At 61.2% G+C, this 12,315-nt stretch carries 9 protein-coding genes; 4 read left to right on the top strand and 5 right to left on the bottom strand.

Annotated features, from left to right (window positions below):
* Positions 1–179: 179 nt before the first annotated feature.
* The 3 genes from DV733_RS17710 to DV733_RS11075 form a co-directional block, all read right to left on the bottom strand.
* Positions 180–674 (bottom strand): hypothetical protein, encoded by a 495-nt coding sequence (locus DV733_RS17710; RefSeq protein WP_049994634.1) that lies wholly within the window; start codon positions 672–674, stop codon positions 180–182.
* A gap of 2 nt (positions 675–676) precedes the next feature.
* Positions 677–1,357 carry a nucleotidyltransferase domain-containing protein gene (locus DV733_RS11080; protein ID WP_049994635.1) on the bottom strand — a complete coding sequence of 227 codons (681 nt, stop codon included), beginning with the start codon at positions 1,355–1,357 and terminating at the stop codon, positions 677–679.
* Between the two features lie 124 nt (positions 1,358–1,481).
* A complete protein-coding gene (locus DV733_RS11075; RefSeq protein ID WP_079979504.1) occupies positions 1,482–3,194 on the bottom strand; it encodes an alpha-amylase domain-containing protein in 1,713 nt (570 codons plus the stop codon).
* A 502-nt stretch (positions 3,195–3,696) separates the two neighbouring features.
* On the opposite strand from DV733_RS11075, the gene DV733_RS11070 reads away from it, so the two are divergent.
* A complete protein-coding gene (locus DV733_RS11070) occupies positions 3,697–4,383 on the top strand; it encodes a glycosyltransferase family protein (protein WP_049994636.1) in 687 nt (228 codons plus the stop codon).
* Complete coding sequence (locus tag DV733_RS11065) at positions 4,373–5,440, top strand: glycosyltransferase (RefSeq protein ID WP_049994637.1); 1,068 nt, start codon at positions 4,373–4,375, stop codon at positions 5,438–5,440. The genes DV733_RS11070 and DV733_RS11065 overlap by 11 nt, the downstream gene beginning before the upstream one ends.
* Before the next feature lie 193 nt (positions 5,441–5,633).
* Here DV733_RS11065 and DV733_RS11060 read toward each other — a convergent pair whose 3' ends face one another.
* Complete coding sequence (locus DV733_RS11060; RefSeq protein WP_049994638.1) at positions 5,634–7,514, bottom strand: hypothetical protein; 1,881 nt, start codon at positions 7,512–7,514, stop codon at positions 5,634–5,636.
* A 336-nt stretch (positions 7,515–7,850) separates the two neighbouring features.
* The gene (locus DV733_RS11055; protein WP_049994639.1) at positions 7,851–8,801 is read right to left on the bottom strand and encodes a lactonase family protein; all 951 of its coding nucleotides are present in this window, start codon (positions 8,799–8,801) and stop codon (positions 7,851–7,853) included.
* A 191-nt stretch (positions 8,802–8,992) separates the two neighbouring features.
* Here DV733_RS11055 and DV733_RS11050 point away from each other — a divergent pair, with 191 nt between their 5' ends.
* Both DV733_RS11050 and DV733_RS11045 read left to right on the top strand, forming a co-directional pair.
* On the top strand, positions 8,993–9,448 hold the full coding sequence (locus tag DV733_RS11050; RefSeq protein WP_049994640.1) for a hypothetical protein: 456 nt from the start codon (positions 8,993–8,995) through the stop codon (positions 9,446–9,448).
* Between the two features lie 208 nt (positions 9,449–9,656).
* Complete coding sequence (locus DV733_RS11045; RefSeq protein ID WP_049994641.1) at positions 9,657–12,308, top strand: outer membrane protein assembly factor BamB family protein; 2,652 nt, start codon at positions 9,657–9,659, stop codon at positions 12,306–12,308.
* Positions 12,309–12,315 lie beyond the last annotated feature (7 nt).

Genomic DNA, 12,315 nt, shown 5'->3' with positions numbered 1-12,315 from the left:
CCGGATGAACAACCACGTGCGACGATCCCAATGCAAGCGATCAATCAGCAGACCCGCCGAGAGGGTTTCCAGATGTCTACCGCTGGTGAACTACCCAACCCTACTCGCTCACGGCTAACGCCGTTCGCTCGTTGAGGAAGGGGGCTTAGCGCCTCAATTCAGCTAAATTGTTCGCCGAATCACTCGCAAATGCATTCGTGTGATTGCCGACCGAGATTGACGATCTGGGAATGGATCGCGCCAGCGAGCGTAACCATCGTATCTGCACGATCATCTGTGGCCATCCCATCCTGGTAGTAGGTATGTGCACGGTTTTCGTTCCAGAGATCTTCGAGTTCTGTCGCGACCTCGTCAGTGATGAATCCGACTTCGGCGCTTCGGTTGATCGCGGTCGTGTGTGATTGGGGCGGCCGAGATGGATCATGATGTCCCTCTGTGATCAACCAGAACAGGAGCGTTCGTTCGATCGACGTGAAGGCGGCTTCGATCGTGAGCGTGTAGTAACCGTCTTTGAGCAATCGTTCTGCCCCGGATCGGAGCCGACACGCCTTCCGAAGTTGGACAAGGTCGGCACTCGAAACGTCCAGCCCCTCCTCGGGCGTTTGCTCACCGCGACGGAACGCCTTCTGCGCGTTCGATAGCTCCGGCTCGATATCGTCGTGATCAATCGGCATCGCTACTCACCTCCGCCAGACGAGGCGTAGATAGTCTGGCGTAGCTCCTGTAGTTGGTCTGAACGGGCGAGCACCAGTCCGTCGTCGAAGATCTCACGCAGCTCGCTTCCGTGGGAGACAGCGGTGTCGATCGTTTCGACGAGCACCTCGAACTCGTATCGGTGGCCGTCGAACGACTCTTCCTCGATGTCACGCGCAAGAGACGTACAAATACGCCGCCCATAGGTGAGGTCTCCGTCAAGGATGACGAGAAGGTCGATGTCACTCCGGCGATCGGCTGTGCCGCGAGCGACGCTGCCGAAAAGAACGACTCCAACGAGTTCGTCGAGGTCTTCGCTCTTCTGAATACGCGTCTCGAGTTCGTCGAGATAGACCTGGACTGGCTTGCGGAATTCATATTGGGGGATCATAAAGACGGAATCTGGTCGTTGGAGGTGATCCATGTCGATCGTAATGCGAGCGGGACGCTGATCACTCACTGTGAGTACGCCCAGCTTTTCCAGGAGGTCGACTGAACGCGAAATAGACGAGACATCTGCGCCCGTAATCGACGCGAGTTCCTGCTGTGTGAATTCTTCGAACGGATTGTTCGCGAGGTGATGCAAGATATCTTGCATCGCCTGGTACCGGAATATCCGCTCCTCCGGAAACGGGAAATCGATCAGGACTTTCGAAGATTGCATATTCTGCAATTATTTGTATATCGTGAAAATACTTCGGGAGGAGAGAGGACACGCCAGGGTTGGTCATCGACCCACGACTGAAGGCGCGGCTTCCGCCTTACAGCATTCCCTATGAACCGTCGACTCACCCCATCGAGATCGTCGCCGTCGACTCGGCCGAGTCGCCGTCCACATTGCTCGCAGTGACTGAGAGCTCGTAGGTCCCACCGACATATCGCTCGGGCAGCGAGACGGTGATCGACGGGGAGACGTCGGTCTGGAGCGAGCCGTAGTCGATCGTCACCGTTCCCGCGGAGTCGATCGAGGACGTGACCGCCCCACCGTCGGAGCTCTCGGAACTAAGTGTCCAGTCGGTCCACAGATCCTCGATCACGAGCTGGTCGACCTGCTGTGCGGAGATGGTTATCGTCGCCTCGCCGCCGCTCTGGACGCCCGTTTCGCCGCTCGCAGAGACGTCGATGTCCTGGCTCACTGGCGCGTAGAACACCCACCCTTCCGCGGGGACGGTGATCTCGACCCAGCCGTCGGATTCAGTCGTGACGTTGCCAGCGTTGCCCGCGTAGTCGTTGAGCTCCGTGTCGGCCCAAGAGGTCTCGACCCACTTGCTGCGAGAGGTACCAGAGTTGTTGAGCCCGACCAGGAGGTTCGACTCGCGTTCGTAGATCGCCAGATTGCTGTCGGTGTGCCGCCAGATAGTCCGGCCGCCGGCGAGGTTCTTTTTCACCCAGACCGCGTTCGTGATGTTGTCGTTTTCCAGAAGGGTGCCGGGATAGAGGTTGTACAGCATCGGATACCCTTCGCTGCTGAGCATGAACGCGTGGGCGAGGTCGTACTGACTGGGGGCTTCCACGTCGTGGTTCTCGACGAACGGCATCGCCTTGCCCGGGTCCGTCGCGATCAGTCCTGCACCCTGAAGGTTGCGCATATCGCCGCCGCTGAAGACGCTCTTCATTGCGTAATACAGCTGGAAGTCGAAGACGTGCATTCCCGGGCCCGCGTTCGCGTAGCCTCGCAGGTACCTTCGGTTGCCGTCGTACACTTCGCCAACCCGGAACATCCCGTTGTCCGCGGCCCACTGGTTGGCGTCGTTCGCAAAGAAGGACTCGGCCATGTGTTTCGCGGCGTCGAAGCGATAGCCGTCGGCCCCGAGACTGGCGATCTTGTCGACGTAGTTCTTCAGCACGTCGCGGACGTACTGCTGGTCCTGATCCAGGTCGTTCAGTCCCAGCAACGCGGCGTTCTCGACCAGATACGGATCACACTCGTATTCGTACGGATCCTTCGGTGCCCCGTTCGTATCGCCGTTCTCGTAACAGCGTTTATCGTCTTCTTTGAAGCTGTACGCCCACTGCGGAATCCCGTCGCGTACGTTGTGGTAGTGCGACTGGTCGAACTGCTCGAGGATACTGTAATCGTTCGTGTTCGCCGTGTGGTTCAGCACGGTGTCGACGATGACGTCGACGCCGTTGTCGTGGGCCGTGTCGATGAGCGTCTGCAGCTCGGACTCGGTCCCGAACGAACTGTCGAAGTTCGTGTAGTCGATTGGCTGGTATCCCAGTGGTGGGTCATTGCGGCCGCCCTGATCTGACCAGTCCAGGAGGGACTCGGCTGGCTGTTGGATCCAGATTGCGTCGAATCCCAGCGAGCCGACCTCATCCAAGTTGTCAGTGATCGTCTGCCAATCCTCGTGGAAGTACTGCAATGCGACCGGTTCGCCAGCTGACGATGTACTCGCTTGTGTCGTGGCCACATCAGAGATGGCCGCTCCAGCCCCACCGCTGACCTGCTTCAGCACCTCTCGACGTGTAACCCCGTCCTGCTGTGGACCCTCCCCCATCTATCTCTCACCCTTGTCGTCGGTCACTGTCCGTCGCTGGGGCATGTCTCCCCCTGCCGTCAGTTGCTGCGTGCCCCTGTCCGCTATGCCGGGCCTGGATGCCGTCCCCACTGGCCCACGCCCAGTAAGTGTACTGAGATACGTTCGCTGGTTCATAGCTCTCCGCAGAACACCGTGTGGTGGTTTCCCAGTGATCTCACCACGACTTCCCGCCAGTTGTGTTCTTGCTGATACAGCGTGAGTATTCCAACTAATAGCTTGTGGATTCCATTCCCAGAGTAGTCGGGAGAAGTACTCTAAAAGCCAATAAAGAAGGATAAGGACATACATTATTTCCCTTTATTCGGATGCTGATCCAGCGATCGACCAGCCGATAGATTTGTGACTCCCGTCGATTCGTTCGCTCTCGCTGCACGATGCGTGTTCGTCTACTCATACTCACACCCCACCGAGGGATTGCTGTTTGCAACAGAACTATATCGGTCCTGAAACACGTTCGGGTATGTCGAATACAGCGGGTGAGTCGGGCACCGAGGTGGCCATCGCGGTGCCACATACTGGCTCTGTATCGATGCGGTGGGCGATCAGGCTCTCGGAACTGCAGATGCCGCCCCATACGATCGTGGCCAAACGGACTGCGGCGATCGACCTCGCCAGGGAGCAAACCGTCGAAGACGCCCTGGCGAGCGATCCCGAGTGGGTCCTGTTCATGGATTCGGACGTCGTGCCGCCGGCGAACGTCTTTCAACAACTGACCCGCCACGGCCAGCCGATCGTCTCGGGGCTGTACTACATGGACAACCCCCAGGGGACCCATCCGGCGATGTGGCGACTCGACGAATACGACGCCCCCTCGATCATGGAAAAAGAGCGCGAGGGCCTCATCAACGTCGACGCCGTCGGCTTCGGCTGCCTGCTCGTCCACCGCGAGGTTCTGGACGCCGTCGACCGGCCGTGGTTCCGCTGGACCAAAGGCTACGAAGACCACCCCTGGGACCTGACGCATCTCGGCGAGAAGCCGGGCGTCAGCGAGGACTTCTTCTTCTGTCACAAGGCTCAGCAGGCCGGCTACGACATCTACGTCGACACCACCGTCAAATGCATCCACGAGAAGACCTGCTACCTGAGCGACGACGGAACGTTCATGCAATCACAGCTGAACCCCGACCACATGGACGATGATCGATAAAGACACCTCCATCGCGGTGGTCTCGACCACCTGCCTGCAGGTCCCGCCCGAGGGCTACGGCGGCCTCGAACTGATGGTGTACAACCTCGCGCACGAACTCGGCCAGCGCGACTACGACGTGACAGTGATCGCCCCGCAGGGAACGGATATCGAAGGTGTCGAGACGATCGAGACGACACAGCCCAGCGACTCCAAGCAGTGCTTCCAGAAGGAGCCGACGGCCTACGAGATGTACGCCGACCAACTCTCGAACTTCGACGTCGTGGTCGATCACTCCTGGCAGAAACACAGCTACCAGCGCAAGCGCGAACACCCCGAAGAGATGGCCAACACCACGATCCTGGGCGTCTGGCACGGGATGCCGCGTTTCGATCTCAAGCCCGTCGAGCAGCCGAACTACGTCTCGGTGAGCCAGGCCGCGGCCGAGGCCTGGCAGCGCACCCTCGGCTTCGAGGTCAGACACGTCTCCAACGGGATCGACGTCGATCGCTATCCCCTCCAGACAGACAAAGGCGACTACCTCATGACCCTGAACCGGATCATGCCCGAGAAGGGGATCATAGAGTGTATCGACATCGCCGAACACCTGGAAGTGCCGATCAAGATCGTCGGCGAGGACCTGTTCGTCGACGATGTCGGCTACGTCACGCAGGTGATGGCTCGCTGCGGACAGTCGCCCTACGCGGAGTACGTCGGTCGAGTCGACACCGAGGAGAAGATCGACCTCCTCCAGCACGCACGCGGCCTGCTGCTCATGCCCCAGTCGCCCTACAAGGAGGTGTTCGGCCTCGCTGCAGTCGAAGCGATGGCCTGTGGAACCCCGGTCGTCGCGACGAACAACTGCGGCCTGGGGGAAGTGGTCTCGACCGTGCAGGGCAAAGGCGCCTACGACAACCTGGACGTGCTGATCGCCGATCTGGAACGAGTGGCGACCGACGGGCGGCGCTTCCCCGACCCAGAGACGCTGCGCGAGGGCGTGATCGAGCACTTCTCGAAAGCGGCGATGACCGACCGCTATCTAGAGCGGATCGAGCAGGCGATAGAGACCGGGTGGTAGGGCGTCTCGGTTACGCGACGACTGACCATATTCGGTTGCTCGGATCGCGGCATCATCGAAACAGTTCGAATCGGTGGGACGAGGGCTGAATCTTCTAGGGCAGGATTATCAGCAGGTAAAGACATGCTCTACGGTCAGACCGGAACGAGAGCGACGGTCCGATATCTGGGAACGGGGACGAACTGATCGATTGTCAGTCGTCGGCGGGCGTCGCTGTCCCGCCGGTATCGAGAGTCGTGACGCGCTCTTCGAGGGCAGCCAGCCGCTCGCGCAACTGTTCGGTTTCGGATTCGAGGACCTCGATCCGGTCGTCCTTTGCCTCAAGTTGCTCGCGGAGTCGCTCGTTCTCGGCCTGCAGTTCTTCCCGCTGAGTTCGCAACGCCGGGCCGAGCACGTCACCGGCTTCGATGCCGACGGCCACGGTCACCCGGTGGACGCCCGCCGTGTCAGAGCCCTCCCAGGCGCGACCGATCAGCGGCCCGTCATTCGGTCGGTACGCAGTGGGGTCGACGGCCTGGGCCGTCCCGTCGTGCTCGCCGGAGGGGACCAGCAGGTCGCCCGCAGCTACGGGCCCACGGACCTTCACGGGCACCTGGCCGACGAACGCACACACCTCGTGGTCGGCCCGGTCGACGGGGTCCGGTCCGGGGGAGTTGCCCGTGACGATCGACCGATCGGAGACGACCAGCGCCTGCCCCGCCTCGGTAGTCCGTTTCGTGATCTCGCCGTCGACGACGCCGACCACGTCGGCTGTCTCGATGTCCGCAGTGGAATCGCGTTTCGGCATGTACTCGCCGTAGTCGGCGGTCGTCCCGTCGAGCTGGACCGTCCCACTACCGGTACCTTCGATCGCACCCTGGTAGTTGTCGTCGGCGTCGTAGAACGTGATATAGTGGTCGACGTCCGTCGGCGAAGAATCGCCGATTTTGACCGCGAGCGCCCTGGAGCTGGAGTCGTTGGTGTCTTCGATCAACGCGGTGTGGTTTTCGATGTTGCTGCCGTTGTTGCTGTAGCTCACGTGCAACTGTGTCCGGGGATCAGTTTCGCCAATCCCGACGCCGCCGCCCGCCTCGACGATGAACTGGTCCTCACCCGACGAGGAGACGCTGGCGTCGGTGCTGTCTGCCCAGACGAACGCGCCCGCGTGCTCGGCCTTCGCCTGCCGGCCTGCTGCGAAAGTGTAGTCCTCGGTGGCAAGGTTGCTCCGCCCACCTGGTATGGTCGCGTAAAAACCGAAGGCCGTGCCCGACGTTCCAGTCCGGTTGTCCTCACCGCCACCGATGGCACTGAATGGACCAATTGTGGTGTTGTTTTCCCCACCTGCGATGACTGAGTCACTCCCGTCGGCCTGGTTGAACGATCCAGACCCGATGAACGCGTTCTCGGAGCTCGTCAAGTTCCGACTGCCACCAGCGATCGTCGCCCATCGGTCGGTGGCACCGTTCGAGTCCCCGCCAGCGACAGTTGCAGCCAACGCTGTGGCCTTGTTTCCGGTACCGCCGCCGACCGTGCTATTCTCGCCGCTGGCCTCGTTGAACTGGCCACCCCCGACTGTCGCGTGGACGGCACTTGTCGTGCCAGACTGGGCGTCGCCGGCGGTGTTCGAATGACCGCCGCCGACGGTCCCGAAGTTGTCCGTCACGCTGTTCGGATCGCCGTTGAGGCTGGCATTGCCACCTCCGCTGATCGTCGCCCCGGCGGCGTTGTTCGCGCTGTTGCTCTCGAGCCCCGCGACCACGTTTCCGCCCGCCGGATCGCCACCGCCGTCGGTCCCCTCCGGACCAAGCTGGAGAGTCGGCACGCCGCCGACGGTCAACGCGTGCCCGCTCGAAGACTCGATGTCACCCTCGATCCGGGCGTCGTCTGGCGTCGCCAGTCCGAATCCGTCGGCGCTGTTTGGCACCGCGCCCTGCACGCCGAGTGGCGTCCCACTGCCAGCGTCGTTCTGGCCTACCACCCCCGCGCCCTGGTCATCGGTAAATTTCCCGCGCACCTTGTAGCTCGAGGCGACTGCCAACAGTGTAGCGGCCGCCTCGGTCGATTCGATATGTTCGGTCTCGCTCGAATCACTCATATTTCATCTCTCCCAGTGACTGTCTTCCGAATGACACATTCATCGATCTACTACGTCATAAAATGACAGAAAGTCGCAAATAACTCCGAAAACTGTCGTCCGGGTTGCGAGGCGCTTTCGTCGTCGGCTGGGCTCGCAGGTGTGCTGGCCTCGTGGGATCGGAGTCTGTCACCAGTACGTCTCCATGCTCGACTGGTCCAGACACCTGGATAGGAGCCCGTCCAGCCAGCGCGATACAGACAAACTCGTCGCTCTCTTGGCCGTTCGGGACGTTGCTGGTGACCGCATCGACGCTGAACACGTCGAGATCCAGTGACCGGTTACCAGCACTGACGCCTACGCCAAGGAGTCGTCACCGGTGAGATAGTCGGCCTCGTAGGGCTTGGCACCGTCGCCGAGATCGAACTCCCGGACCGTCTCCCGGCGTGCCCGGTCCCAGAGGAACACCCGGTCGTTGTTGGTGTCCGCGATGAGCCACGTGTCCGCTCCATCGGGCTCGGGGACCGGATCGGCGTCTTTGACGAACGACAGATCGTCGTCGAGGAGAACGCCAGTGACCTCGCTCATATCCGTCTCGACGATCCGGTCACGGCCGGACTCACAGACGACGACTCCCCCATCGGGGAGTTCGACGGGGTTGTGCGTCTCGTCGAGGTCGGTCATCGCTGACTGGACCGTCCCAGTCGTCCGGTCGAGGTAGAACACGCCGTAGTTCAGTGCCGAGGCCAGGATCGTCTCCTCGTCGACGTAGGTCGCGTAGTTGAGGTGGTAGCGAGCGTCGGGGTGAAAGGCCATCTCCCTGACGTCGGCGTCGAGAAACATCGGCGGGTAGTACTCGGGTGGTCGTGTCTCCTCCGGGACGTGCTCCCACATCCGCCAGGTCCAGACCACGTTCCAGTCTGTGTCGAACTCGACGAGCATGTCCATCCCCGTCACGGTGACGAGATAGGTTCCGCGGGCAGTCACCTGTGCCTCGTGGACGCCGTTGAACTGTTCGTGATCCTCGACACGGGTGACGGCGCCCGTCTCGTCGACCCAGACGACCGCCCGGAACCCCGAGACGAGCGTCTGCCCGTCGTCGAGACGCTCCACCGAGCAGGGCCGAAATCCGCGGTGTTTGACGCCGCGCTGTGTCTCTTCGAGCCGAGCGACCGGGAACCCCGCCGCGACGGAGTCGAACGACCAGACGACCTCGCCGGTACTGGCGTCGAGTTCGACGGCGCCGTAGAAGTCCAACGCGCCGTCCTTGTAGGCGTACTCCGCGACAGGGGCCAGGATACTAGCCATCTATCGACGCTCCACTGCACGGGCTGGCGCTGTGGTTCCGACCCATTTGCTTGTGCATCTGGCACTGCGTTGTCCAGCCGCTGTGTTAGTGTTTTCCCGGCCGGGCGATTCCACGCTGTGTTCGACCGTCCCAGCGGTGACGACACAATCTTCATAGGTCACTACCCGTAACTAACTGTAGAACCTGAACTATGACCGCCCCTCCGACTCGTCGTGCCCTCCTGCTCGCGCTCGCCAGCGCGCCCCTCACAGGCTGTCTGGGAGCCGCTGACGACGCTCCCAGTGACGTGACGACAGACGATCCACAGATGACAGATACAGACGATTCACAGTCAGCCGACCGACGACAACAGGTCGAACAGCTGCCCGAACCGAGTCCGCTCTCAGACGACCTGACCGAACTGTTTCTCGCCGACGACAGGGAATCAGTCGCCCAACAGCGTGATTTGACGCTTCGCGACGGAGCCGTTCAGGTCGAGATCGCGTTGACTGCAAACGGTGATCCGCCGACCGAGTATCTTCCCGAGGAACGTTCGGAATATGGCGATACTGTCATCGCGTACGTTGCCGTTGGCGATCTGGTCGATCTCGCGCTCGACGACGACGTCAAGCGTGTCACTCGGCGATTCGAGCCCCAGCCCACGTAGCCAATCTCGATAGCGCCTGTGCAATTTCAGTCACTCGTTGGCCACGTCGCTATCACTGTTCTGTAGTCTCAGAAGGAATAGACATCTCTTTAGCGAGATTTTTTCGCCTCGCCGGGGAGTCAGTTATACCGATGAAGTCAAAGTCTAGTAATACGTGGCTATTGCTATAGCGTATGATCAATAATACGCTGGCACATGGGAGCCAATAATGAGTGATGCATACGATCGCATCGTCGGTCCGCTTCGCGACAAACTACCCGATGTTCGTTCTTCGACGGAGCTGACGGAGAGTCGGTGGAAGTCAGCGGAAGCGACGTCAACGGACGAGTTCAAACTCGAAATCCAACTCGACGACGAAGCGTCAAGATCCGGCGTCGTTGACCAATTAGAGCGCAAGGGGATCACGGTCGGATCGGACTACGGACGGGTGATCAAGACGAAGGCAACTGCCGAGCAGGTGTTCGACGTTGCGGAGACAGACCACGTAGAGAAGGTCTTCGAGGAACTCCCGACGAAGATCCATGCGACATCTGAAGGTGTGGGTGTCTCCAATGCCGATACGGTACAGTCGGATGGGATTACCGGCAGCGGAGTCAAGACGGCGATAATCGACCTCAACCCGGGGGCTGGTGGCGGATTCTGGCCCGAGTCGCACACCGACTATGGAGGCAACGTCGTCGACAAGATTCAGAGCGGCGATCCACAGCAGACCTCGTACTTCGTCGAGAGCGACCAGATGCACGGGACCGGGTGTACGGAGATTATCCACGATATGGCCCCCAACGCGGACCTCGTGCTGCTGGCGTACCGCGGGAGTGATAACGACGGGGACATCGTCTCGATGCTGAAACAGATCGAGCAACAACATCCCGACACGGCGGTCGTCAGTATCTCACTCGGGAGTGCACCGACTAATCGGCTCGACGGTAAAGACGATACGAGCGAGGCGATAGAGACGTTCACGAACGAAGGCGAAACGATATCGGACCCTACAGCAGTCGATCCGGCAGCCGAACGCGGGCGTGTCTGTGCCATCTCAGCGGGTAACGAGGCAGACGGGAACGTCTGGCATGGCCAGTACGAAGACAGTGGCGACGGCACGATGGTGTTCGAAGACGGCGAGACGTATCTCGAAATTCAGGACGTCGACGCGGGAGCATTCGTCATCGCGAACTGGGACTCCTGGGATGAAGGATCGCAAACCTACTCGATTGCACTCTACGAGGACAGCGCAAAGACCACCGAGGTGACGAGCAATTCTCCGAACACCGACTGGAGTTACCTTTCGATTCCGAGCGGACGGGGTGGAGAAACACTCTACTTCGAGGTGACACAGGAGAGCGCGAGTCGTGACCACGAGTTCGACATCTGGTTGTGGGGTAGTGACTCCGACATGCGATTCACCAAATCGAAGCCGGATCGGTCAATCTCGATCCCGGCGACGACGCGGGATAGCCACACACTGACGACAGCCGCCATCCAGGCGACTAACTTTGGGGTCGAACCGAGTGCCGGCGACGTAAAGGTCTATTCGTCACGTGGACCGACACGGGACGGGAGGGACGGCATAGAGATCGCTGGGCCCTCTCGCGTCACTCAGACGAGCCAGGGATATGGCACCGCCAGTTCGACTGCAGATCCTGCATACGGATTCAACGGGACTTCTGCGGCAGCACCACACGTCGCCGGAGCCGCGACCCTGCTATTCGAACTCGACGGCGTCGATCACACAGACGTCGCTGCAGCCCTTCAGAACACTGGAGCGGGGATTCCAGACAGCAACGTCGACAAGAGCGATACGACGATCGTCGGCGGCGGATATCTCGACGTCCAAGCTGCGAAGGAAACACTCTCTCCCGAATTGGACGCCCCCCTGAGCACGAAGTGGACCTCTGCAGACCTCGGTGGTCGCGCCCAGTTCAACACCCCGGCAGTCGACTCCCAGCAGGTGTACGTCGGCGGCCTCCAGAAGACGTTCTACGCGCTCTCGGTCGACGACGGAACGAGCGTCGGCTGGACGTTCGATCGCGGCTCGAAGCCCGGCCTCTCTGACTCCTCGGGCTATCGCTGGAACGACCAGATCTTCTTCGGCAGCGGCCAGGGCAAACTCTACGGCCTCGACGCCGACGACTCTACTCGGCACTGGTCGAGCCAGGACACGCCCGATCTCGGAAGTGCGATCACGTCCTCGCCGGCCGTCTCCAACAGCACCGTTTTCGTCGGGACCAACGACGGAACCGTCTACGCCTTCGACGCCTCGACGGCGAGCCAGCAGTGGTCACAATCGGTCGGCGGGCCGGTCTACTCCGATCTCGCCGCCGCCGACGGCCTCGTCTACGTGACGACCCGAGACGGTGATCTGGTCGTGCTCGACGCCACGGACGGCTCCGAGCAGTGGCGGGCGTCGTTTTCATCCTTTGGTGCGAGTTCGCCGACGCTCGGCGGCGGGCGGGTCTACGTCGCCAGCGACGAGGTCTACGCCTTCGACGCCGCCGCGAGCAAGTCACAGCTGTGGAGTAGTACGGGCTACGGCGGGACGGCCGGTTCGAACCCGACCTTCGACAGTGGGACGATCTACGTCGGCAGTTCCGATGGAAGCGTGTACGCCCTGGACGCCACGAACGGCTCGGAATCGTGGAGCTACGCGACGGGCGACGCCGTCGCGGCGACGCCGGCCGTCGACGACACCGGCACGCGAATCGCCGTCGCTTCGACGGACGGAACGCTCTATCTGCTCGACGACACCGGGAGCGAACTCGATACGATGTCGATCCCGACAGGGACACGGTCGTCGCCCACGATCTCTAACGGCGCGATCTACCTCGGGGCTCCCGACGGGGTCGTCTACGCCTTCGAGTAAGCCGTTT

It is taken from the genome of Halapricum salinum, assembly GCF_004799665.1.
GTDB classification, from domain to species: Archaea; Halobacteriota; Halobacteria; order Halobacteriales; family Haloarculaceae; genus Halapricum; species Halapricum salinum.
Note: the sequence above shows the minus strand (reverse complement) of the source record. Positions and strands in the feature narration are given on the sequence as shown.